A 23,789-nucleotide genomic window follows, 5' to 3' on the forward strand; every position below is an offset into this window, starting at 1 on the left:
TTATTTGATTCCCCATGTTAGATATTGTCAACTATGTTTTAAATCATCAACAAATCTTAGTTCTAGTAAATGCTCCATAACAGTAGAAGCAAGAAAGTAGTATTTTGCTGAAGATGCAAAGCTATACGTATAAGGCAAGAAACGCAAAATCAACAGTAGACTTGGTGGTAGGCAATGTCTACCCAACTTTAAGAAGTTGGGGATATAAACGCCACAAGTTTTTACAAATCAGAAAGAAGCGCTACATGTTTAAATGTCATCTAATAATGACCTTAACATTTGATAAAGTAAACTCTCAGAAAAAAGAAAAGTGCTAAATTATACTTTTTGGAAAAGAAAATGCTTCTAGGGAATTGGAAAAAGAGTATAAATTAAAACAAACTATACTTGCATAATAAGTTTTTAGAAAAATTGTAAGGTAAGAGCCAAAAGTTATTTTAGAGAACCGTATTGAGATTATTTCTATAGAAGGTAGTGAATATACTACTATCTTTAGTGTTTTAAAATACTATTCTTGAGGAATTTTTGCTTAAGAATAAGCTTTGTAGTGATGGCGTAAAATATATAAAAAACCAATAAGTGTAATTTAAACTCTAAATATTTAGATGACTTATAAAGATTATTAGATAAAAATATAACAATTTAAGTATAAAAAATTTAAATAGAAATACTTAAAAAAAAATTCTACTTCTGTCAGTAGATGTATAAAAATGTATTGCATCTTAAATTAAAATAAAGAATAATAAAAATTATATAAAGAAGGTTGAAGGCTAAGAGCGAACTCAGATATGCCGAAGACCTTTTGTAAGAAAAAACACCAACAAACTATGAACTCTAGAACTGAGCAACGCATTGCCTTAATTTCAGTCCATGGCGATCCAGCGATTGAAATTGGGAAAGAAGAGGCTGGAGGACAGAATGTTTACGTGCGCCAGGTGGGAGAAGCACTGGCTAGATTGGGGTGGCTGGTTGATATGTTTACCCGCAAAGTTAGTACAGAGCAAGACACAATTGTTCAGCACAGCCCCAATTGTCGAACCATTCGCCTAGAGGCTGGATCTATTGAATTTGTGCCACGAGATAATCTATTTGGATACTTGCCTGAATTTGTGGATAACTTTCTCAAATTCCAGCAAGAAAATAATTACGTGTATCCTCTGGTGCATACAAACTATTGGCTCTCTAGTTGGGTTGGGATGCAGTTGAAAGAGCTCCAAGGGAGCAAACAGGTTCATACCTATCACTCTCTAGGAGTCATTAAGTACAACACAATAGAAACGATTCCTCTGATAGCCACTACTCGGTTAGCAGTGGAGAAGCAAGTTTTGGAGACAGCAGAACGCATTGTAGCAACGAGTCCGCAAGAAAAGGAACATATGCGAACTCTTGTTTCTACAAAAGGAAATATTGATATTATTCCCTGCGGTACTGATATTCAACGGTTTGGCTGTGTTGACAGACAAGCAGCAAGAGAAGTATTGGGTATTGACCCCGAAGCTAAACTCGTGCTGTATGTGGGTCGTTTCGATCCACGTAAGGGGATTGAAACCTTGGTGCGTGCGGTAGGTCAATCTCAGTTTCGTGACTCCGATAGGCTTCAACTAATTATAGGTGGTGGCAGTCGTCCCGGTCATAGTGATGGAATAGAACGCGATCGCATTGAAAGTATTGTGACTGAGTTAGGTATGAGCGACTTCACCACCTTTCCAGGTCGCCTCAGTCAAGAGATTTTGCCATACTATTATGCGGCGGCTGATGTTTGCGTTGTCCCCAGTCACTACGAACCTTTTGGACTTGTAGCGATTGAAGCGATGGCAAGTGGTACACCAGTAGTTGCGAGTGATGTTGGTGGACTTCAATTTACCGTCATACCAGAAGAAACTGGTTTGTTAGCAACTCCACAAGATCCAGCAGCTTTCTCTGTCGCAATTGACCGAATCCTCAGCAATCCAGAGTTGCGGGATAAATGGGGTCAAGGAGGTAGACAGCGAGTAGAAACTAAATTCAGTTGGGATGGAGTCGCCTCTCAACTCAGTCAGCTTTACACTCAAATTGCACAAGCAACTCTTGAAAAAACTCTGCAAGAAACTTCAGAGAAATTCTTAGCACAAGAAGCAGTTTTGGTGGGTTAGCGATAAGCGAAGCTTATCGCCTTAAGGCGTATCCCTCATTTTCACTATAAAGAAAGCAATAGTTTATAGTCGAGAGTTATGAATACATAAGTGTCTCTCGATTATAGACTTTTGAGTTAGGAATTTCCAAGAAATAAATTATCCATTTTGTGGAATGGGCGTCCTCGCCCGTTCTCTACTGATGGCGGGCGGGACGCCCGCCATCAGTAGAGAACGTTGTATATTTTTTTATTTGGAAGTCCCTTACAATCTTTTTATCTGGCAATCCTATTTGATTTGTGAAATACACGTAGGTAGGGCTGTGCCGCACAAAAGTCTTAGTGGTGGGTAATGCCCACCCTACTACAGTACTAAAAATTTTTACAAATGATTTAGGATTACTATAAGTTCTTTGTATTAGTAAAACTATTCATTTCATTGAGTAAATCAATAAGGTCTTCTAACAAATCAGCTTTTTCATAATTTTCTAGTAAAGCATCTTTGACGCGCTGAGTACAAAAATTTAAAGTTTCTGAATCCAATTCGATATCTATGGACTCAATCAGGGAAAACGCTTGGTGACTGACTTCAAAATTTCCTGTAATTACCTGTTCGACTAAAAATGGTAATAGACCACTGCAATCAAATCCTTCAAGAGCATAAATTAAAGTACCTCTATAACCTTCTGTTTTTGGATCGTTTATCAGTGATACTATTGGTTCAAGTGCTCTTTCATCTCCCAGTTCGCGTAATCCTATAGCAGCAGCATTACGAATAACGGGGTCAGTTGTTTTTTGAAGTAACTCTATTAAAATATCTACAGAGCGGTGCTCTCCAAAATCGCCAAGCGTATGAGCTGCTTCAACAACTAAGTCTCTATTATTGGAATAAAGCTGCTCCACATATTGTTGATACTGTGTATTGCTAACTGTCATATTATTCCTCATTGTATATTCTAGCTACTTTACTGTAGGTTTTCCTATTGACTCCCAATATTCATAAACTTCTTTTGCCTGCTGTGCATTATCAAGATCTTTACCACTAAATTCTTCCTTTCCCTTTCTGTGCCACCATCTCTGAAAGTCTTTATCGCTGTAACCATACCAACTATCGCGCTTTTTCTTCTTCCCACCTCTAAAGCTCTTACCCTTTTCGCCTTTTTGACTTCCTAACGATATTTCTTCATTGTCGTAGTTTTCATTATGATTGGCGCTCATACCGCAGTCTGCTTGAAATTCGATTCAGCATCTTATCAAGTATTTGTACCAAATCGATATTCTTATAACTAAGAAAAATTCTGTATATATACTAAGATATCATCTCGCTTTCACTCAGTGTGTTTACTAATTCAAGAAAAGCAAAATCTGATAAATATAACAGGCATTTCTGAAATAATTTTAATGATTTCAGAAAAAAATTAAGTTTTTAGTAAAAACTTGCCGTACTTTGTAGCAGTGTTAGAGGATGTTTGTAAAGTTTCAATTCATACTAGCCGTATTCGAATAGAATTCGCGGCTATACAGGCAAAACCCACCTGCGTGGGTTTAAAACCCTTGATTCTTCATTAGTCCGCACAAGAAGGACTTAGTTTGTATAGTAGCGAATTCTATTCGCCCACAACTTTTAAAACATCCTCTTAATGAAGTTATGTTAAAGTTACATGTAAAAGTAGTGTTGGAGGCTGTAGTAATCAGTAATTTCTAGGAAACCCTATTTTTTATTGAAACAAGGAAATGATTCAACGGACACTGCTTCTGATTTTAGGTCTAGTAACCCTTGGAATATGTACAACGCCAAACCCAGCAAAAGCTCTAACACTTAGCCAGAACCCTAATTTCACAGATACGGACTTTGAAAATCTCATCAAGCAAGGGGAATTTTCCGAAAAGTTTGTTGCTGAAGGTCGAATTGGCGACCTTGGAGGTCTTGCTACTTATGAGCTTAGTATTAATGATGATATCAAGCAAGGTGGTCAGCCTGTTGAGCAACAACAGTATGCTTGGGTTAACAATCAACCAGTAAACTTCAGTCTGGAATACACGGGTAACAGCGTTAAATATATTGTTGGCGATCGAACTTTATCCAGCACTGCGTTTAATGGTTCAGCGAGCGATATTTTTATCCGTACTTTTGCTTCACAAAATAGTACTGTTAATTTAAGTAACTTGGTGTTGAATGGTGAAAGCATTGGAAGTTTAGGCTCTTCTTCTTTGGGTATTTCTTCAGACGTGGATTATCTTAGAATTAGCGACATTAGTAATCCATTTGTGCTGACAGGTCAAACACAGTTGTTTTGGTCGGGTACAACTCCACCAAGGAATTCTCAACTAGCCTATCAATTTAAAGTCGGGAGTTCTTCTAAAACAAGCGTACCTGAACCCGGTACAGTTGGTGCGATCGCATTAACAGCATTTGCAGCTTTAGGTTACAGCCGCAAAAAGAAAGCAGCTTAACGAATGGTAAAGTCGCTTTACTCCAATTCTTAATTCGTAGTTGTACTTTGCATAAATTGCTCACCAACAGACTTGGTGGTGGGCAATACCCAAGTTCATAAAGATGATTTTAAAAATGCTTCTCTAAGTGCTTTCATTCATCCAATTATTCGGCGTTTCTGTAATAACGAGTTAATTGCAGAACACCACATAATTGAGGATTTGGCTAGCGAATGGTTAGAGGAAGGGTAGAGGGTAGGGAGTAGGGGTTTTCACGCTCGCGAATGAAATTTTTTCACGACTCGACTAGAGTTTTTGCTATTGTAGTAGAGTTATCTTTACATGGACGTTTCACGACTCCATTAGCGAACAGAGCGCTAACAAGCGATCGCTGGTAGCTGACAATTGTTAAAACGGGAAATCGTTGTGCAAACTTTTGACTTTACGACTCTTAGCGCTGTTTGTAGCGATCTCCGCGCTAACTGGCTACCATCTCGCATAGAGCAAGTTTATCAGCGCAACAGCTACACTATTGCGATCGCACTCCGCACGATAAAACAAAGGAGTTGGCTAGAAATTTCTTGGCATGCCCAAGCCGCCCGCCTTCACATAGGAGATCCACCACCAAGAATCCCAGATACTTTTACCTTCAGCCAACAACTGATACATCAGTTAGGTGGATTAGCACTAGTCTCCATAGATATAATCGACCCTTGGGAACGTGCAGTCGATTTGCAGTTCGCCCGCCGTCCGGGTGAAAGTGCTTTGTATCACGTGTATGTTGAAATCATGGGTAAGTACAGTAATGTTATTCTTACCGATGCTAGTAACACAATAATTACTGTTGCTCACCAAGTTAATCAACAACAATCGAGTGTCCGTCCCATTCTCACGGGACAACCCTATGAAAAACCACCCCGCCTCACAGCTACCGTACCCAGTTTGACAGAATCTCAGGAACGCTGGCAAGAAAGGATTGCTTTAATACCAGGAGCCATTAAAAAGCAATTACTCAAAAACTATCGTGGCGTTTCTCCTTCCCTCATACAGTCAATGTTACAGGTATCGGGTATCGATCCAGACAGTACAACAGATACCTTAAGATCGGAAGATTGGCAGCGACTGTTTCATTACTGGTGTGAATGGTTACAAAGGTTAGAAAGCGAGAAATACGAACCAGTGCAGACAACAGGAGGATATAATGTCCTGGGTTGGGGTGCTTTAAAACCAGCTGAAGATATTCAAGAGCTGCTCAATCGCTATTATACCGACCAGTTCAATCTACAGACATTTTCTCAGTTGCGGCATCAGTTGAACCAAAAACTCAACAATATTTTAGAGAAATTGCGAGTCAAGGCTGCTACTTTTGAGCAACGCTTACAGCAATCCCAGCAAGCAGATGAGTACAGGCAAAAAGCTGATTTGTTGATGGCGCATCTACATGAATGGCAAGTGGGAATGAAGGAGATTATTCTCTCTGACTTTGAAACTGGCAAACCCCTGAAGATTGCTTTAGAACCAGATAAAAATGCGGTGCAAAATGCTCAAAATTTATACAAACAGCACCAAAAACTCAAACGCGCCCGTACTGCTGTAGAACCGCTGTTGATGGAAGTTAAAGCAGAAATTGAGTATTTGGAGCAAGTAGAAGCAGCTATTTCTCAAATAGACAGCTACCAAACACCAGAAGATTTACAAGCTTTAGAGGAAATTCGTGAGGAACTGATTCAGCAGGAATATTTAGAAGACTCAGGGTATCGCCGTCGCAGTTCTACAGAATCAGCTAATACCAACTTTCATCGTTTCCGCACTCCAAGTGGTTTTGAAGTTTTAATTGGACGAAACAACCGTCAAAATGACCAGTTAACTTTTCGAGTTGCGAATGACTACGATTTATGGTTTCACGCACAAGAAATTCCCGGAAGTCACTTGCTTTTGCGTATGGAAGCGGGTGCAGTTCTAGATGAAAAGGATTTACAGTACGTTGCTGACTTAGCAGCTTACTACAGTCGCGGTCGCCAAAGCGATTTAGTTCCAATAGTTTACACTCAACCAAAGCACGTTTATAAGCCCAAGGGCGCAAAACCCGGAATCGCAATCTACAAGCAGGAACGTGTTATTTGGGGAAAACCGCATACAGTGACCAGTGACCAGTGACCAGTGACCAGTGGATAAGGAGGTATAACTCATTCTCAATCCCCAATCCCCAATCCCACATAAATTAACTTAAATTCTTCTTAAAGGTAGAGGCTATTTTTTGATAAATGTGTTTTTTTTTGATAAATTCCATGAAAAATCTGTGTTGACTGTTACAATATTGTAATGATGAAGTTTCCCGGTGCGCTTGAGAACGCACAATTTGGGTTTAACTCAGGTACACAAGACAACGCAAGAGATTCTTCTAGACCAGCTGTGGCAGGCTGGTCTTTTTGTATCCTCATGAACTACCCACAGCATGGGCAGATGGGGAATTCCGCCGAATTGGTTAAAAACTTAATGTCGTTCTGATGGCTCCAATGACAACATCATCGTTGTTACTGTTATGGTCTGGCGCTGTTAGCCAAATAACTCCTGGGGTAATGGCTATATTTTCGGTAACCTGGTACTGATAGAACGCTTCAATATGATATGAAGTGTCACTATCTCTGGAGATCTCGTTAATGCTGGAACCTGTAACTTTGGGTTCCATACCAAAAATGATACCAGCTAAGCTACCTTTCTTACCAAGATCGGGAAATCCTAAAGTTACAGCCCAAGTCCAAATATCTAAATCTCCTCGGTCAATTCTTCCGCCTTCAGTGGATAAGTTTCGAGCATTTGTGTATCCAACCCAACCGCCTAGGACGAATTTCTCGCTTAAGCCGATGGATGCTTGGAAACCGTAGGAATTACTGGAGAAGGGTACGTTTAACTCGTCTGATTCTCCATCTAGGTCAAAGTCAAAGTTGGAGTTGAAGAAGGATATTGGATTTGCGCGATTACTTCCTGCACCTAATTCTTGATTGTAAGCATTAATGTAAGTGAAACCAAAGCTAATGCGATCGCTTGGTTTAAGAGTCAGTTGTGCTAAAGCGCCGTAAGGACCATTAAACACGCCATTGCTACGGGAGGGATCGTTTGGCGAATTTCCCAAATATCCTAAACTGACAGATACAGCATCTCCAAACTGCTGAGTAATGCCCAAGCCCGCACCTTCAACTTGGTAATAAATTGCGTTACGAGTACCAAAGGTAGATAAAGCACCTAGAGAACCATCTCCATCAAAGATGTTGATTGTTTCAGTCAGGTCATCTGCTGCACCTGCGTTTGCAATTGCAACTACCTCTGTGCTTTTGGTCAGAGGGAATTTGTACCACAAAGCATCCAGAAAGACATCGCTGTTACCATCTTCGCCTGCAAAAAACAGACTGCCTTCTGGTGTCCCAAGTTCGGGGTTGACAAGATTATTGGATTGAAGTCTGGTAAACAAAGTATCGTCTCCAGTGAAGCTAGTGACTAACTCCACACGTACCCTCGCTCCAAAGGTTGTATTGTTATCCCTAACATCCACATCGTTGACTGTATTGCCGCCAAATACATCCGTGATGGCTGCAACAGCTTCTCCTTGCAGTTTTGTGGTGGTAGAAAATTGGTTGGCTTCCAACTCAGCAGCTTTTGCTTCGAGCGCATCTACACGTCCTCGAAGAGTCGCCAGTTCAGCTGCAAATTCCTCTTGGAGTTTTTGTAATGTTGCTAAATCTTGTTTGTTGACTAACTCTGATGTAGCAGTGGCGATGAGTTCGTTCACGCGATCGAGACAAGCGTTTAAACCAGCCGCAAATTCATATCTCGTCAGCGCCCGATTGCCTCTATAAGTCCCATTTGGATATCCAGCAATACACCCGTATCTTTCTACCAAAGATTGCAGTGCTTGGAATGCCCAGTCTGTAGGTTGTACGTCTGATAGCTGAGAAACTGACGTCACCTGTGCCATTGTTTTGTTTTTCGGGTGATTTTCAGTTTCGTTGATGTTCCCATTGCTCTGTACTTCCCCTGCAACTACAGTTGTATTCATGACCAGCATCATGCTCAAAACCACTGGGCTAGCCAGTAACGATTTCCATAATTTTGTCATTTTTTCCTCACACACATTGTCAGCTAGAATATACACCTTAGTCCTAGAAAAGTTATATCCTTGTTAGATTTGGGATGCAGAAACTTTTATCTGGACTTAATTCCGCACAATTAACTGTGTCATTTTTTCAAATTGTTATTAGTTTATATGAAAAAGTCTCTCAAATAAATCTTCATCACGAATTACTTACATTTAGATGGATAAAATGGGCAAGGTAATTATTAATTCATCCACAATGCCCTATGCCATAGCTTCTACACAAGTTGTTACAAGCATTGCTACCATGCATATTTAGTTTCTTTTGTTAGATAATGAGTATTATTATATTTATATAATACAATTCTTATTGTCAATACATAAGAGAAATATTGCAAATAGCTCTGCGAAGGAGAAAAGTAGTGCATCAGACTCGTATGATTTGGAAAAAAAGTTTTTTGAGCATAATTGCTTTTTTGATGGTATCCTTGGGTGCTGGGTGTAATAACTCTAGTACAGAGAGAGCAACCAACTCAAAACAATCACCACAAGCACAGGAAGCTGTATCGACGCCATCACCACAAGCAAGCAAAATCAAAGTCGTATCAACTTTTTTGCCAATCTATTGGTTTACTAAGGCAGTTGCTGGGGATGCAGCAGATGTCAAGATATTAGTGCCACCTGGTACAGAAGTACACGAGTACCAGGCAACACCAGAGAATGTCAAGGAAATTGCTAGCGCTAATGTCTTGGTAAAAAATGGCTTAGGTTTAGAAGAATTTCTAGACGACACAATCAGGAATGCCCAAAACTCCAAGCTCGTTCAAGTTGATGCAGCAAAAGGAATTCAAGCTTTAGATGAAATTTCACCTGTTGTGAAAACTCATAGCTCCAAGGAGGAACGCGATCGCGTTCCTAATGAAAAAGCTGGGGGAAAAACGACAGAACACGACCACGACCATCCAGAAGGAAACCCTCACGTTTGGTTAGATCCAGTTTTGGCAAAACAGCAAGTTGAAAATATTCGGGATGGTCTCATTGCTGCTGACCCTGCTAATAAAGCAACTTATGAAGCAAATGCAGCAGCATATATCAAGCAATTAGATAGTTTAAATAGTGAATTTCAGCAAACTTTACAAAAGACTCCTAGTTGTACCTTTGTCACTTTCCATGATGCATACCCGTACTTAGCTAAACGCTACAATCTCAGACAGGTTGCTGTTGTGGAGATTCCAGAAGACCAACTTTCACCAACAGACGTACAAAATGCAGTGAAGGCAGTTAAGCAGTATAAAGTGAAAGCGTTGTTTGGGGAACCTGCAACTGATAACAAATTGTTAACAAGTCTTTCTAAAGATTTGAATTTGACTTTGCGTCCTTTGGATTCATTAGAAACGGGTGAAACCGAGCCGCAATACTATTTCAAAGGAATGCAGGCTAATTTAGAAACTTTAAAATCAGCCTGTCAGTAGGTGTTATAAAAAATGAGTGATAAATTATGCATACTACAGAATATATTTCATCATAATTTCATAATTTATAACTCATAATGAGAATCTGTTAACCAGTAACCAGTGAGCAGTGACCAGTAACCAGTGAGCAGTGACCAGTAACCAGTGACAAATGACAAATGACGAATGATTAATGATATTCCTATTTTAAAGGTAGAGGGATTGACTGTTTATCAGGGTAGCTATTTGGCTGTTCGGGATGTTTCTTTGGAAATACACCAAGGAACAAATGCAGCTATAGTGGGTCCTAATGGAGCAGGTAAAAGCACGTTGGTGCAAGCTGTTTTAGATTTAATTCCTAGAAGTGCAGGTAGCGTAGAGATATTTGGTCGTCCAATAACCCGTTTGGGAAATTTACGCCACCAGTTGGCTTATATGCCGCAAAATTTTATTTTTGACCGCAGCTTTCCGATTTCTGTGAGCGAACTTGTAGAGTTGGGTTGGGTTTGTAGTTCTTCTTCCAATCTCTTCAATATTGGTGCTATGGGTCGCCGCAGCAAGGAAAAACGTGCAGCAGTATCAGAAGCTTTGCAGCGAACTGATGCTTATCACTTGCGACATCAAGCAATTGGAACTCTAAGCGGAGGTCAACTTAAACGGGTTTTGTTGGCATACTGTTTGGTTGTAAAGCGCAAACTATTAGTTCTTGATGAGGCTTTTGCTGGGGTGGATATCCAAGGTGCAGCAGATTTTTACACCTTGCTTAACGAACTGAAGCAAGAAGAGGGTTGGACAGTCTTGCAAGTCTCCCATGATATTGATATGGTAAGCCACTACTGCGATCGCGTGATTTGTCTGAATCAAACTATTGTTTGCACGGGAGTTCCAGAAGTCGCTCTTTCACCACAAAACCTTCTAGCAACATATGGTCCTGGCTTCAGCCGCTACCGACACAACCATGAATGAATTATGAATTGAGGTTCTCATTCTACACTAACCTGACAAATCCCTAGTCCCTAATCGCCAATCCCCAATAACCAATGACTAACATAAACGACTTAGTGACTTTACTACAGTTTCCCTTCATGCAACGCGCGATCGCGGGTGCTATATTGATGGGAATACTTGGCGGTTTACTTGGTAGCTTTGTCACCTTGCGCCAATTGTCCTTCTTTAGCCATGCGGTAGGTCATGCTGCTTTAGTAGGCGTAGCATTAGGTGTACTACTACAGTTAAACCCGACCTGGATGTTACTACCCTTTACTTTACTTTTTGGGTTGGTTGTTCTTTACTTTATAGATCGAACAGATTTAGCTAGCGATAGCGTCCTCAGTATTGTTCTGTCCGGTGCATTAGCTCTAGGCGTGCTTTTAACTAGCTTAATAAAAGGGTATCGTGGCAATTTAATGAGCGTACTGTTTGGAGACATTTTAGCCATTGATGCCACAGACTTAGTTTTGACACTGCTTGTCCTTGTGGGAGGGAGTGTGTTTCTCTTATTAACCTTACAGCAGCAAATTCTGTTAACTCTTAATTCTGCTGTAGCAAAGGTTCAAGGTGTGCCAGTACAATTGTACCGTTATAGCTTTGTGGTACTGCTATCACTAGCTGTTGCTGTGGCAATTAAAGCAGTTGGCGTTTTACTCGTAAACGCTTTCTTAGTTATTCCCGCCTCAACAGCTAAGTTAATGAGTCACCACTTTAACTGGTTTCTCATTTTATCCGTGATTGTTGGGTCTACCAGTAGCTTTGCAGGCATTATAGTATCGGGTCTGTTCAACTTCGCTTCAGGACCGAGTATTGTGCTCGTGCAGTTTGTGTTGTTCTTAGCGGTTTTCTGCTTGGTTCAGGTTAGGAAAAAATCCACCGCATAATTTTTTTTCAAAAGTACTTGCCAAATCATTTAGCCTTCGCTACACTTAATAATTGTGGAAATAAACAAAAACACGAAATAAATTAGCCGGGATAGCTCAGTCGGTAGAGCAGAGGACTGAAAATCCTCGTGTCACCAGTTCAAATCTGGTTCCTGGCATTATCAAAAAACCCTTGAAATCGTTGGAGTTCAAGGGTTTTTGCTTTCTAATCCCTGAAAAATAGAGGACAAATGTTCTAGCCTTGAGGTCAAGTTTGGTCGTTTTTGAATACCTTTAGATACAAAAGTGGTGTAAAAATGGTGTAGAGTAGAGGATAATTATACCTTTTCATGCCTTTTAAACGTTACCTTTCCCATACTAGGAGTCTTTGCCAACTGAGCAAACGTCACTTCCGCAGCACTTAAGAATTTAACCGCTACATCCGTATTACCATTCACCAAATAGATTCAAATACTTAAAACAATTGCTAATCCTTGAGTAATAAGTAACATTTCTGATTCAGATACTTCTCCCAACTTTCTTACTAATCTATTTTCAGAAACCGAACGTATTTGAAATGTATCAACAGCAGAAGTTTTAGTCAGGTTATTTTCTGTACTAGGTTCTAAGCGAACCATCCAAGGTCTTGCTCCGAAACTATCTTTCCAATCTGTAACAGGTACAATTACTTTTATTGGAAGCCGTGTACGAGCGAATTCTACCGCAAGTCAGGCTGCGATTTCTACTACCTGACGATCCTGGTGCTGGAAAGACAATTATGGCTGGGCTCTTGTTGAAAGAACTCAAGTTACGCTCCGCTGTTGAACGAGTCTTGATTCTTGCTCCAGCCCCGTTGACACTTCAGTGGCAGGATGAGCTTCGCAGCAAATTTTCTGAAACTTTTGAGGTTGTCAACTCAGTCTTGGCTAAGGGGCAATTGGCTGGAAATCCGTGGGAAAGATTTCGCCAATGTATTGCATCTATCGATTTTGCCAAGCGGGATGATGTTGCCCCAGGTATTTTGCAAGTCGAGTGGGATTTGGTCATTATTGATGAAGCGCACAAATGTTCGGCTCGCACTCAAGGAGATGATTTGCGGCGTACTCGACGCTACAAATTGGCAGAAGAGTTATCACGAATTTCCGAAAGAATTTTGTTATTAACAGCAACACCTCATCAAGGAAATGTGGATCTAGCTTCTACTTCCTCTGTACTCAATGAAGACAATTTGTAAACGGCGATTGTGGTAATAATATCGATGATTTCTTTTTTCGGCAGTGTGTCTGTTTCCTCTAATTGTACTCGCGTATGGTAACAGACGAGCTTGCTCTGCCATCACTTCTTCCGATGCGATCGTCAACTGCATCAAGTTGTGGAGAATTGGTATAAAGTATTTGCTTCAAAAAAAGAAAAAGTATGAATTTTATGGACAGTTTTTTCCTTTTAAATTTTGGTACAACACAAAAATAGCGTAGCGATAAAACTTCTGATCGGCTACGCTATTGTTTAATTAAAAAACTTAAACCAGGCTCCCGTGTTATTTAGGTATTCTGCTGTGCCGCTAAGCGGACAGCTTCTAGCTCAACTTTAAGCTCTTGAGCAATTTGCTCCACGCTCATTCCCATTTTGAGTAACAGAGGCACAGTAACTCTTAACATTTCTGCTTCCCGTTCAACGCGACCTTCAACGCGACCTTCAACGCGACCTTCAACGCGACCTTCAGCTTTCGCTTCTTGATAAACCCTTGTTTGCTCTAAAGTCAGTCCTAGCATAGCTTCTACTTCCTCTCTACTCAATGAAGACAATTTGTAAACGGCAATTGTGGTAATAAGATCGATGATTTCTTTTTTCGGCAGTGTATCTGTTTCCTCTAATTGTACTCGCTCAATCAATTGACGAGCTTGCTGTGCCATCTCTTCTTCCGATGCGATTGTCAACTGCATCAAGTTGATATTTACTGACTGCTGGTTTGGCTCGCCCAATTCCAGAACGATAAATTCGCTGTACTTGGTCGCTCTTCAAAAATATGCGATGAGTTTTTTGATCTTTTGGTTCCAAAGAGCGTGATGGAAAAATGACTACACAAAACCAATCGTCATACTCCGTCCGATTTCGGTTTAGGAACATCATTGACTCAGTAAAGAATCGATGGTAGAGACCTTCATCTTTTTGAAATTGGACTTCTGCAAAAAAGACAATTTTAGATTTTGCACCTACAGGAGGTAAAAACACTCCATCAATGCGAAAAGCAGTTTCTTTGACTTCAACTAACTCAAATCGATAATTCTGTGCTTCTTCAGGAGGGTCATTAACTAGTTCAAAAAGTAATCCAGGAGAGCGCTTAAAAATCTGGTAGTAAATGGAATCGCGTTTCATCAAAATATCCTTAAGGTGCTCGTGTCTGTTCTTGACACACTCTTCAAACTGATAGTCTACCAGATAGAGCAAGTCTTATTAAAATTACATTGAGTTATTACCCTGTATGACTAAAGTATTTGCTTCAAAAAAAGAAAAAGCATGAATTTTATGGACAGTTTTTTCCTTTTAAATTTTTGCACAACACACAAACAGCGTAAGCTAAGTTAATTAGAGCTAGTGGTGGTAAGTGTTGCGTTATTAGTCACTTTTTGCCATTAGCTCGATCGCTTGCAGGCAATGACAAGCAATGGCATTTTGTGGGTCAAATTTGAGTGCTTGTTGCCAAGATGAAATCGCTTCTCGAAATTCTCCTTGCAATGCCGATAGTTTACCTGCTAAGGCATGGAAGTCTGCATTGCTGTAATACAAAGCTAGAGCTCGATTGTTATATTCTGTAGCCTCTGAATAACTCCCTTGTGTCAATAAATGTAGTGCCTGTTTGTGATACCAGACGGCTTGGTCGTGCAAACGGAACAAGTCAGACAAATCTGCTTTGCAGCGCCTACAGCTTGGGGAGGAAGAAGCAGTGCTGACTGAAAGAGATTCTCCGCTTCCTTTTAGCGGACGATAAACTGTACCACAGACAGGACATTTCATATTTTATTTCTCACTCTGACTCATTGTTACTGGCGTAATAAAGAAAATCTTCCAATTCTTCTTGTAACTGAGGTAATTCTTCACTGTTGTCAGCGATCGCGTTTTTAATCTCCTCTAATAAATCTTGTAATTCCTCTGCTTGTTCTGCGTCTACAGTAAGAAGTGCTCGTTGAGCGCGACCTAAAAGTGCTGCTAATTCTGGTGCAATTTCTACTGCATCTGCGATCTCTTCTGAGGAAACTTCAACTGTTTCATCATTTTCAAACAATGCTTCTAAATCTGTCCTTGCTTGCTTGAGTTCGTGACTGGAAAGTTTTTGTATACCTGCATTGTTTACCACTAATGTCCCTTGTTGCCCTTTACCTTTCTCGGTGGTGGTAACAGTAAGAATACCATTGAGATCGAAGTCAAAGTGAACTTCGATTTGAATGCTTCCTGCTGATGTGGGCGGTAAGTTCTCGACTCTATAGGAACCTAGAGGCACATTTTCCTCAGCGATGGCGTTTTCACCCTGAAAAACTTCAATTTCTACTGCTTCTTGTTCGTCGAACACAGTGGAATAAACTTGAGAGCGAGAAACGGGAACAACGCTGTTGCGAGGAATAATGACACTAAAATACCCTGGCATAATACCCATTGGTGTAGGAACAGCCGTAGCAATCCCCAGAGAATGGGGAATCACATCTACAAGAATGGCATCCACGGATTCCCCTGTCAGTACTCCAGCTTGCAAAGCGGCTCCTAACGCCACACAAAGATCTGGTTGAATACCATCAGTGGGAGTTTGTCCCAGATGCTCTTGGATCATTTGTTGCACTAGAGGAATGCGTGTAGAACCACCAACTAAAATAATGCGATCGATCTCTTTTGCTTCTAAGTTCGCATCTGTGAGGGCGCGATCGATTGCCTCTAAAGTTTCTTCTAATAGCGGGCGAATCAATTTTTCAAAATCTGTTCGCGCTACTTCTGTCTCCAAATGTAGCGGAGTTTTGCCTTTACTAGCCAAAAAAGCTTCCCGAACTGTGGCAAAGCCGTGGGAACTCAAGTCAATTTTTACCTGCTCTGCTACTCGCAAAAGACGCGCCTGAATAGCCGCATCATCTAGCACATCCACACCATGCTGTTTGCGGAATAAATCTGCTAGATGGAGTTGCAAAAGTCTGTCAAAATCGTCTCCACCCAAGCGGTTATTACCATGACTGGCTAAGACTTCTGTAACTTCGCCTGTAATTTCCACAATCGACACGTCAAAAGTACCACCTCCTAAGTCATAAACGACAACTCGCTCTGTCTCTTCGGAACGCAGATCGTAAGCTAAAGCCGCCGCCGTCGGTTCGTTGATAATTTGCAGTACTTCCAAACCAGCTATCTCTCCAGCTGTTTTAGTTGCTTGCCGTTGAGCGTCTGTAAAGTAGGCTGGAACCGTAATCACGGCTTGAGTAATTGTTTCTCCCAAAGCATTCTCAGCCCGTTGTTTCAAGGCGCGGAGAATAATAGCAGAAACTTCATGAGGTAAGTATTCTTTATCTCCTAAAGTGGTTTTGTGGTCAGTTCCCATCCACCGCTTGATTGACTTCACGGTGCGTTCGGGTGCTGCTGCATATTGACGGAGTGCTTCGCGTCCTACGAGGAGTTTTCCCGTATCGCTAAATCCCACACAGGAAGGTAAAATTAGGTCGTCATCGTCTCCTGGCAATACTTGCACTTGTCCGTTTTCGACAATTGCCACTTCGGAATTGGTTGTGCCTAAGTCTATACCAACTGCTTTCATAAAATTCACAATTTAAAACTAATTTTTTCAGTCCTTGGTTCTAATCTCCAGTTCCCCTTACCGCTACAATCACCTGTGCTTCTCTAAGCACGCGATCGCCCCATAAATAACCTCGTACTACTTCCTTTATTACAGTATTGTCTGCAACATCTGTTTTTAATTCACGTCCTACAGCATACATTGTTTGAGAATCAAAAGGTTTGTCTTGTGCGGCAATGGGAACAACACGCCTTTGTCTTAGCACCTCTAAAAGCGATCGCCTAATTAACTCTACACCCTGTTGATGACTTGTTAAAATTTCACTTAAGGCTTCTGATGTTGGTAGTTTTTCAGACATTGTATTTTGAGGTTCTTTGCCAGCAAACCTGCCTTTTAGCTTTTCCCAAAAGCTTTTTTGTACCGTAGATTTTTGATTAAAAGTATTATCTACTACTTTTGATTCTTCCTGCCAGTAAGTACAAGCCCGATCTAAAGCTTCCAGGATACCCAGCAAATCTTTTAATAGTTTCTCTTGCTGTTGTTCAAATTGTCCCAATGCCTGTTTTTGGCTTTCTTCCAAACGTTTTTGCCGGTGTTCTTCCTCTGCACGAGTAACTTCCAATGCTTGCGCTAGAGCATCTTGAGTAGAACGCAATAATTTACCTTGTTGCTTGATTTCATGGCGGAGGGCAGTCCATTCTGCCACCATTTGATAGGGATCGAAAGAATTAGCTGATTCTGGTGGTTCGCCTAAATACTCAGGGGATGATTGTTCTGAGTGCAAATAATCTAAAAATTTGGCAAATAAAACTTCTTGGTCATTAGTCATTTGTTATTTGTCATTAGTTATTGGTCATGTGTCATACCTGACGAATAGCAATTATATTTTAGAATGTGGCACGAATTAAATCATCTAAACTCACTTCTAGTTGAGCGAGCGCTTTTTCTTGCACTTGTTTTAATAACTCTGGGTTCAGTTCTGCTTCTAGGGGACGCATTGTCAAGAAATTCTCAGGTTGAGTTGTCTCTCTGCGAAGTGCTTCGTAAGCTTCTCGAATTGCCTTAAACTCTTGGGGATAAGTATGAGCGGGAAATTCCCGTAGCTTGGCATGATATGCTGCTTTAATTTGAGCGGAGGTAGCTCCTGGAGAGATTCCTAATAATTCGTAGTGAGTCATAATTGGGGACTGGGGATTAGGGACTGGGGATTAGAGACTGAGGACTGGGTAAAAAATTTCTTCCCAATCGCCAATCCCCTTTACAACAATTCCTGAAAACCTCTTTTTTTCTTCTTTTGTTTCGTCGATGCAGGAGAGAAGCCTTTAAATAAAAAGTCTAAATCTATTTCCTCATCATCATCTTCTTCTTCCTCATCATCATCTGAGAAATCGGGCATAGTGTTTAATAAATGTTGTTTGAGTTCTGGAAGCATCCGTTCAAACTCATCTTTAGGAACTTTATTACCAAGGAATTTGTGAAGTATCTTCTCTATAAGATCGTCTATTTGTGACATATCTGGATTGTCAAAATCCTCTAGCTCTGGCATGATATCGGCTGTTTCTCGAGCGGAGAGCAATGCCTGTTCTTCTCTAAATGCTTGTAATGCTTTGGCGTCTTGTAGGCGACGAGCTAATTCAAATCCCTCTTGCTTGAATTGTTCGTATTGTGGATGTTCGACGGGGTAAGTAGTGGCTTTAGCTAATAGCAACAAGGGATTTTGAGGTTCTCGACGGAGTGCTTCATCCAAAGCTGGAACTAGTGTGGTAATGCAGCCAAAATAACGTGCTTGAAGTTGAATGTTTGCTAATGCATTCCCTAGTTGGGGCATAGTGTCGAGGTAAGCTCGCACGGGAGATTCTAGTTTTTGAGGACTATTTTCTTTGACGGCTAAGACAACTAAATGAGCAATTCTGGCTTCTGGGTGTTCTGTTGATAAGTCGAACAATTTTTTGAGATACTGATTTGTTAAAGCGGCGATCCCTTTTTCTCGTTTGGCAAAGAGTTGGATAGAAAGAGCGATCGCTTGCAATACCGGAATCGCCTCGCTTGCTGTTAATTTTTTCAGGAGATTATCCCACGCTTGAGCTGCTGCTCTTTGGTGCAACGAAACTCGACCTCCGGAGTTAGGTTCACTTTGTACTGCATTGACGAATATCTGACAAGCACCTATGGCTGGATCGTTGTTATCTTCTGCCTGTATCAAACGACTAAATAAGGGATAATTTAATGTAGATAAAGCATCTACCCAGGGTAAGACTTCTACTTCAGTTTCAATATTAATGTCACCAAAGTATTTACCATAACGGCGACGGGCTTCATTCCGTGCTTGTTTGTCTCCTAGTTCTTCCCAAGAATTGAGTAAGGCACTGTAAACTTCTCTATATCGACAACCGCCTTCAATAGCTTGGCTAATCAGTGAGATAGCTTCAATATAATTTTCCTCGATAGCCGCAACAATTCCCTTGCGTCCCAATAATTCTGGTGATGTGGGACAGATACGTTCTGCTTGTTGCAAAGCTCCTAAAGCCGCCCGTCCGCGATCTGTTGCTACGTAAGAATCTGCCATCTGGCAATGCAGATGAGCTAGAGCAGGTTTTAAGCGTGTATCTGGCCATTCTTGTGGTTTTTGTTTCCCTTCTATCTCCAACCATCGCAAAAGTTGAGTTAAAACATTTTGACGTTTTTTGTCAGAACTATTAGCATCCAATACCTGTGACAGGTTAATTGCTAGCTGGGGGTTGAAGGGTTTTTCTGTTAATAAAGGCTGCCAAAATAGCTCTGCACATTCTGTTTTTCCTTGGGTCAGTGCCTGTTGACCTGCTAGAGTTAACAGAGGGATTCGCAGACTTTCTATTTCTGGGAAGCGATTTGAACGCCGTTCTCTTTGTAGCAATGCATGAGCAGCATCATGATAATTCCCTTTATTAACGAGCTGTATAATCATCAATGCTGAGAGTGCATCTTGGCTCACTGAATCTTCTCGTTCTAGATTTCGTGGTGTTAGAGGTGGTTCTCCTGTCTTTGCTTGTTGGGCAATTGCCAATCGCTTTAAAATTTGATTTTCTAAATACTTTGGTGTGCTGAAGAAGTATTTGGATGGTTGCAACTCTAACAGATTTGCCGCAGCACTCCAATTACCGCTCATTTGCTGGCTGTAAACAATCCAAGCGTTGGGTAAATCTCCTGGTGTGATGGGGCGCTTAATTTTTTGAAAGGATGTCAAAGCCGCTTCTGGTTTTCCGTGCTTGAGAGCTAACACCCCACGTACCCAGTGGAGTTGGGGAGCGCTAAATCGTTTGGATTGTTGTTTGATTAACTGTTCGACTGTGGCAGTATCTCCTTTAAGCAATAGAAGTTTAAGATAACAGATGTTGTAGTCTTTAATGAGGTTACCTGCTTCAAAAGCATCGCGGAGTAAATTGAGAGCAGCGTCCAGTCGATTTAATTCCAACAAACATTTAGCTTGCCAGTAGTGAGCATCTCCTATCAAACCTAATTCTAGAGCACGACCTAAGGATTTTTCTGCTTGTCTAAAATCTTGCTTTTGAAATTCTTGCTGACCTCGCAGCAACCAAATCTCTGATTCTTTAGGGGTAAACTGAATATCGGGGTGCGATCGCTGAATCTTTTTGATTTCTTCTAATGCCTGCCGATACTTTTTCTGGTTCAGCAATTCTTGGAGTTGCTTCTCAAAAGAGTTCTCATGAAGCCCTATCCCCGTGCTAGAGGCGTTCTGTGGAGAATGATTTTTGGACTGATGTTTAGCCACTGGACTTTCTTCCTGATTGTTTTCAGATTTTCCCCCTTATAGGAAAGGGTGGCTTAAGCTACTCTGTTTACCTCAATATTAGTATGGCAATCTCATAAATTTTACAAGCCTCTGTAACGTTTCTGATACTTTCTTCGTTAAGAATACCCAACACGCGCTAACAAAGGTAGTTTAGTTTTGCACTTTTCTGCAAAGCGCCTTGTTGGTTCTTGCAATCTATGTAAGCTTTACAGAAACTACAGCACAAACTTCATAAGAAGCACTTAGTAAAGTAGCAGGTATCAAACTGAACTTAGTTATGGTAGATTTAGCAATGCCAGAAACTAGGGGAGAAACTGCTCAAACTGAAACTGAGATTCAACTACTCAAAACATTGATGCAGTTATATCCCAATCTAAATAAAGAAGGGATGTCCAAGAAATAAATTACCCATCTTGTGGAACGGGCGTCCTCGCCCGTTCTTTATTAGTGACGGGCTTCTAGCCCGTCCCACAAAAGCAAGTTGATTATTTTTTTCTTTGGAAGTCCCTTAATGGTTGATTTTGTAATACTCCTGACTCAGATCCCCGACTTCTCTAAGAAGTCGGGGAGCTTTTTTTTCAGATTCTCACGATTGATGTGATGAATCACTAATATCATCAACTAAAAATTTCGCTGTTGCGGAAAGGTGCAATCCTTCAGTCAGAGAAGTGACAAATACTTGGCAGAAAGGTTGCTTCTTTTGATTGCTAATTTTTTCTAATCTTTTAATTAATTGGACTTTGGACAAATATTTCAAAGCCAACACCAATTTCTGCACGGGCAATCAGCAATTTACCAATTAAGAAGTTGTTGTAGCGCCCCTTTAACTGCGGCGCGATCGGCTTGAGCCAAAGTACCAATTTGCCGCAAAACCAAAGCATCGTCTAACGTAAACAACTTCATTCGCACTACAGAAGCCGCCCTCAGTCCAGCACTAGACAAATCAGTAATTGGCACGTCTAGCACCCAAGGCGCATGAGTTGTAGTCGTAATCATTGCCATCACGCTTCGGCTTAAAATTGTATTAAAAGCAACTGCATCACTAAGTACGAGTGCTGGACGTTTTTTGCTCCCACTTGTATCGGTAAACGGAAACGGTACTACCACAATATCAAACTGATTAAAGGTCATGATAAGCTTCCTCGTCCGCTTCAGACGCCCACTCACTTAAGGTTCCTGCCACCGCATCAAGGTAATCCCAATCGAATGGCTGTACTTTTTTTAACACAACCTGTCCCTGGATAATTTCAAAGGCGACACAATCCCCTTGAGAAATCCCCAGCACTTCTCGTACTGCCTGGGGAATCGTTGCTTGGTACTTCTTGGTTACTCTGGATATAGGTGAAGTCTTGCTCTTAGCCATAAAGAAATTCTGTTGTTGGAAATTTTATTATAGTAATATCGTAATACGGTATTACCTCACCAGAGTAAATTACTTGGTATACAACGAGCGAGCTCGTAAAAGCGGTTGTCAATTATTTTACCAGCACGTCTACTACCAGTGGTAACAGTAATCAGTTGACCCCCGTTCAGAGCTTCAACAAGATTGGCATTGACTGTAATATTTCCTCCATTCCCATCGCCAAAAGTGCGTGCATCGATCGCGCCACCATCTATGACTCGGAAAACGTTAGTATTTACAGTAATATTACCTCCACTACCGCTAGAACCCGTATCTGTAAATAAATGCTAAGATAAACACATTGCCAGTTATGTCACCAAAATGGAATAGCTCAATTTCTCGGTAGAAGTTCATCAGCCACCCTGTAGTTATCTGGATATTACCATCATTACTAGTAGTACCAGGAAGAACAAGCTTCGCTTATCGCGAAGCGCAAGCTGACTACAGCCGATCGCGCTTCTTTGTTAACTTTAGTTTGTTCCGTCGCGTTAAGAGTAATATCTCCCGCTTGATTATTGGTTTGACAATAAATACAAGCACTAATTTTTCGCCATAGATAAAAAGCTGAAATGTGAATTTAGCTAACATTTGTTATATAGATTATAGATAGAAATGGTAAAGTCTTAAAAATTACATAAGAAAAGGCTTTTCTTCGTGGGCGCGTAACAGCCAAGGATGCTGGACTCATGAAAACTAGAAAGTGCTATTGGTGGCTGGGATTAGTAAGTTGGTTGGGTTTAGGAGTCTGCGAATGCTTACAGCAAAGCTTTGCCGAACCAGCTTTAGCTCAACAGCAAGTCATAGCCGATCCAACACTTGGAACAGCAGTTACAGGTAACGGTACTACCTTTGAAATCACAGGCGGTACAACTGTTGGTGAAAGAAACTTATTCCACAGTTTCAGCCGTTTTGATGTTCCTGTTGGAGGAAGTGCAGATTTCCTCAACAACCCCGCAATTGTTAACATTTTTTCACGAGTGACAGGGGGAACGCCATCAGATATCCAAGGATTGGTTCGCACACGGGGTAATGCCAATCTATTTTTAATGAACCCTAGTGGGATTGTATTTGGAAGAGATGCTCAGTTAGATATCGGTGGTTCATTTGTAGCGACGACAGCGAATGCTATCGCTTTTCCTGGTGGTGAGTTTTCCCTCAATTCGTCTGTTTCTCCTGAGAATACTTTGCTCAGTGTGAATTCTTCGGCTTTTTTGTTTAATCAAATTAGCGCTCAGTCAATCACAAATCAATCTACAACTGGCTTACAAGTTCGTGATGGGAAGAGCTTGTTATTAGTAGGCGGCGATATCAGACTTGATGGTGGGGTTTTGTTTGCTCCTGGTGGTCGAGTTGAGTTGGGAGGAGTAGCAGGTTCGGGAATAGTGGGTTTGAATGTAGATGAGAATTTGCATTTAAGTTTTCCCGATCGCTTAGCCAGAGCAGATATATTCTTGACGAATAATGGTGCAGTTAATACCAGTGGTGAGGGCGGTGGAGATATTCAAGTCTATGGTAACAACGTTACCCTAGCCAATCGCTCTTTCATTTTTTCAGATACTTTAGGAAGTCAAAACGGTAAAGGAGTTTTTATTCGCGCCTCAAAGTTAGATATGAGCGGTGGTTCTAACATAAGTGCTAGCACAGTTAACTCAGGAAATGCTGGAAACGTACAAATTCAAGCGAGTGATGCAGTAGCAATAACTGACTTGAATAGTTCAATAAGCTCAGTTGTAACAGAGTCTGCAATGGGAAGCGGTGGAAATATAACTATTGAAGCTAGAAGATTGACGACTCGGAATGGGGGACAAGTCCTTACAAATACGAATACTCTTGGGGACAAACCAGGAGGAAATATAACTGTCACTGCTTTAGGATGCAAAAGACGTTCTTATTGA

Annotated in this window: 21 protein-coding genes, 1 tRNA gene and 2 pseudogenes; 11 read left to right on the top strand and 13 right to left on the bottom strand. The window is 40.9% G+C overall.

All coding sequences use genetic code 11. The annotated features are described in order from the left end of the window. Window positions 1–827: 827 nt before the first annotated feature. On the top strand, window positions 828–2,132 hold the full coding sequence (locus ACKTT2_RS11820) for a glycosyltransferase family 4 protein (protein ID WP_407886939.1): 1,305 nt from the start codon (window positions 828–830) through the stop codon (window positions 2,130–2,132). A gap of 380 nt (window positions 2,133–2,512) precedes the next feature. On the opposite strand, the gene ACKTT2_RS11825 is transcribed toward ACKTT2_RS11820, so the two are convergent. Next, on the bottom strand, window positions 2,513–3,046 hold the full coding sequence (locus ACKTT2_RS11825; protein ID WP_407886940.1) for a HEAT repeat domain-containing protein: 534 nt from the start codon (window positions 3,044–3,046) through the stop codon (window positions 2,513–2,515). A 24-nt stretch (window positions 3,047–3,070) separates the two neighbouring features. After that, on the bottom strand, window positions 3,071–3,328 hold the full coding sequence (locus ACKTT2_RS11830; RefSeq protein ID WP_407886942.1) for a hypothetical protein: 258 nt from the start codon (window positions 3,326–3,328) through the stop codon (window positions 3,071–3,073). A 516-nt stretch (window positions 3,329–3,844) separates the two neighbouring features. Here ACKTT2_RS11830 and ACKTT2_RS11835 point away from each other — a divergent pair. The 3 genes from ACKTT2_RS11835 (at window position 3,845) to ACKTT2_RS11845 (ending at window position 6,700) form a co-directional block, all read left to right on the top strand. Beyond that, window positions 3,845–4,564: a choice-of-anchor W domain-containing protein gene (locus ACKTT2_RS11835; protein ID WP_407886944.1), complete on the top strand. Its 720-nt coding sequence runs from the start codon at window positions 3,845–3,847 to the stop codon at window positions 4,562–4,564. A gap of 75 nt (window positions 4,565–4,639) precedes the next feature. Then, window positions 4,640–4,795, top strand: a complete 156-nt coding sequence (locus tag ACKTT2_RS11840; RefSeq protein ID WP_407886946.1) for a hypothetical protein — start codon at window positions 4,640–4,642, stop codon at window positions 4,793–4,795. Between the two features lie 174 nt (window positions 4,796–4,969). Then, a complete protein-coding gene (locus tag ACKTT2_RS11845; protein WP_407886948.1) occupies window positions 4,970–6,700 on the top strand; it encodes an Rqc2 family fibronectin-binding protein in 1,731 nt (576 codons plus the stop codon). 328 nt (window positions 6,701–7,028) lie between these two features. Here ACKTT2_RS11845 and ACKTT2_RS11850 read toward each other — a convergent pair whose 3' ends face one another. Next, window positions 7,029–8,657 carry an iron uptake porin gene (locus tag ACKTT2_RS11850; RefSeq protein WP_407886950.1) on the bottom strand — a complete coding sequence of 543 codons (1,629 nt, stop codon included), beginning with the start codon at window positions 8,655–8,657 and terminating at the stop codon, window positions 7,029–7,031. 455 nt (window positions 8,658–9,112) lie between these two features. Here ACKTT2_RS11850 and ACKTT2_RS11855 point away from each other — a divergent pair, with 455 nt between their 5' ends. The 4 genes from ACKTT2_RS11855 (at window position 9,113) to ACKTT2_RS11870 (ending at window position 12,116) form a co-directional block, all read left to right on the top strand. Beyond that, entirely contained in the window at window positions 9,113–10,105 is a 993-nt protein-coding gene (locus ACKTT2_RS11855) for a metal ABC transporter substrate-binding protein (protein ID WP_407886999.1), read from the top strand. Window positions 10,106–10,270: 165 nt separating this feature from the next. Next, window positions 10,271–11,050 carry a metal ABC transporter ATP-binding protein gene (locus ACKTT2_RS11860; protein ID WP_407886952.1) on the top strand — a complete coding sequence of 260 codons (780 nt, stop codon included), beginning with the start codon at window positions 10,271–10,273 and terminating at the stop codon, window positions 11,048–11,050. Window positions 11,051–11,124: 74 nt separating this feature from the next. Next, a complete protein-coding gene (locus ACKTT2_RS11865) occupies window positions 11,125–11,958 on the top strand; it encodes a metal ABC transporter permease (protein WP_407886954.1) in 834 nt (277 codons plus the stop codon). A gap of 85 nt (window positions 11,959–12,043) precedes the next feature. Beyond that, window positions 12,044–12,116, top strand: a tRNA-Phe gene (locus ACKTT2_RS11870). Between the two features lie 288 nt (window positions 12,117–12,404). Here ACKTT2_RS11870 and ACKTT2_RS11875 read toward each other — a convergent pair. Further along, window positions 12,405–12,632, bottom strand: a complete 228-nt coding sequence (locus ACKTT2_RS11875; protein ID WP_407887001.1) for a type II toxin-antitoxin system PemK/MazF family toxin — start codon at window positions 12,630–12,632, stop codon at window positions 12,405–12,407. Between the two features lie 8 nt (window positions 12,633–12,640). Here ACKTT2_RS11875 and ACKTT2_RS11880 point away from each other — a divergent pair, with 8 nt between their 5' ends. Then, on the top strand, window positions 12,641–13,171 hold the full coding sequence (locus ACKTT2_RS11880; RefSeq protein WP_407886956.1) for a DEAD/DEAH box helicase: 531 nt from the start codon (window positions 12,641–12,643) through the stop codon (window positions 13,169–13,171). Here ACKTT2_RS11880 and ACKTT2_RS11885 read toward each other — a convergent pair. The 7 genes and pseudogenes from ACKTT2_RS11885 to ACKTT2_RS11915 all read right to left on the bottom strand — a co-directional run. Continuing rightward, window positions 13,132–13,321 (bottom strand): annotated as a pseudogene (locus ACKTT2_RS11885) (DUF2887 domain-containing protein); the annotation flags it as partial. The gene ACKTT2_RS11880 and the pseudogene ACKTT2_RS11885 sit on opposite strands and share 40 nt — an antisense overlap. 157 nt (window positions 13,322–13,478) lie before the next feature. Next, window positions 13,479–14,313 (bottom strand): annotated as a pseudogene (locus ACKTT2_RS11890) (Rpn family recombination-promoting nuclease/putative transposase). 240 nt (window positions 14,314–14,553) lie between these two features. Then, on the bottom strand, window positions 14,554–14,952 hold the full coding sequence (locus ACKTT2_RS11895) for a hypothetical protein (protein WP_407886958.1): 399 nt from the start codon (window positions 14,950–14,952) through the stop codon (window positions 14,554–14,556). 10 nt (window positions 14,953–14,962) lie between these two features. Then, window positions 14,963–16,723, bottom strand: a complete 1,761-nt coding sequence (locus ACKTT2_RS11900; protein WP_407886960.1) for an Hsp70 family protein — start codon at window positions 16,721–16,723, stop codon at window positions 14,963–14,965. A 40-nt stretch (window positions 16,724–16,763) separates the two neighbouring features. Beyond that, on the bottom strand, window positions 16,764–17,531 hold the full coding sequence (locus tag ACKTT2_RS11905; protein ID WP_407886962.1) for a nucleotide exchange factor GrpE: 768 nt from the start codon (window positions 17,529–17,531) through the stop codon (window positions 16,764–16,766). 58 nt (window positions 17,532–17,589) lie between these two features. Beyond that, window positions 17,590–17,880 carry a J domain-containing protein gene (locus ACKTT2_RS11910; protein ID WP_407886964.1) on the bottom strand — a complete coding sequence of 97 codons (291 nt, stop codon included), beginning with the start codon at window positions 17,878–17,880 and terminating at the stop codon, window positions 17,590–17,592. An 80-nt stretch (window positions 17,881–17,960) separates the two neighbouring features. Beyond that, the gene (locus ACKTT2_RS11915; RefSeq protein ID WP_407886967.1) at window positions 17,961–20,471 is read right to left on the bottom strand and encodes a tetratricopeptide repeat protein; all 2,511 of its coding nucleotides are present in this window, start codon (window positions 20,469–20,471) and stop codon (window positions 17,961–17,963) included. 298 nt (window positions 20,472–20,769) lie between these two features. On the opposite strand from ACKTT2_RS11915, the gene ACKTT2_RS11920 reads away from it, so the two are divergent. After that, complete coding sequence (locus tag ACKTT2_RS11920) at window positions 20,770–20,895, top strand: hypothetical protein (RefSeq protein ID WP_407886969.1); 126 nt, start codon at window positions 20,770–20,772, stop codon at window positions 20,893–20,895. A 389-nt stretch (window positions 20,896–21,284) separates the two neighbouring features. On the opposite strand, the gene ACKTT2_RS11925 is transcribed toward ACKTT2_RS11920, so the two are convergent. Both ACKTT2_RS11925 and ACKTT2_RS11930 read right to left on the bottom strand, forming a co-directional pair. Next, window positions 21,285–21,623, bottom strand: a complete 339-nt coding sequence (locus ACKTT2_RS11925; RefSeq protein WP_407886971.1) for a type II toxin-antitoxin system PemK/MazF family toxin — start codon at window positions 21,621–21,623, stop codon at window positions 21,285–21,287. Then, window positions 21,613–21,855 (bottom strand): AbrB/MazE/SpoVT family DNA-binding domain-containing protein, encoded by a 243-nt coding sequence (locus ACKTT2_RS11930; protein WP_407886973.1) that lies wholly within the window; start codon window positions 21,853–21,855, stop codon window positions 21,613–21,615. Before ACKTT2_RS11930 ends, ACKTT2_RS11925 begins: the two co-directional genes overlap by 11 nt. A 725-nt stretch (window positions 21,856–22,580) precedes the next feature. Between ACKTT2_RS11930 and ACKTT2_RS11935 the strand changes: the two genes are divergently transcribed. Beyond that, window positions 22,581–23,789, top strand: a complete 1,209-nt coding sequence (locus ACKTT2_RS11935; RefSeq protein ID WP_407886975.1) for a filamentous hemagglutinin N-terminal domain-containing protein — start codon at window positions 22,581–22,583, stop codon at window positions 23,787–23,789.

This window comes from Scytonema hankhaensis NUACC26, assembly GCF_045865695.1.
Taxonomy (GTDB): Bacteria; Cyanobacteriota; Cyanobacteriia; order Cyanobacteriales; family Nostocaceae; genus Scytonema.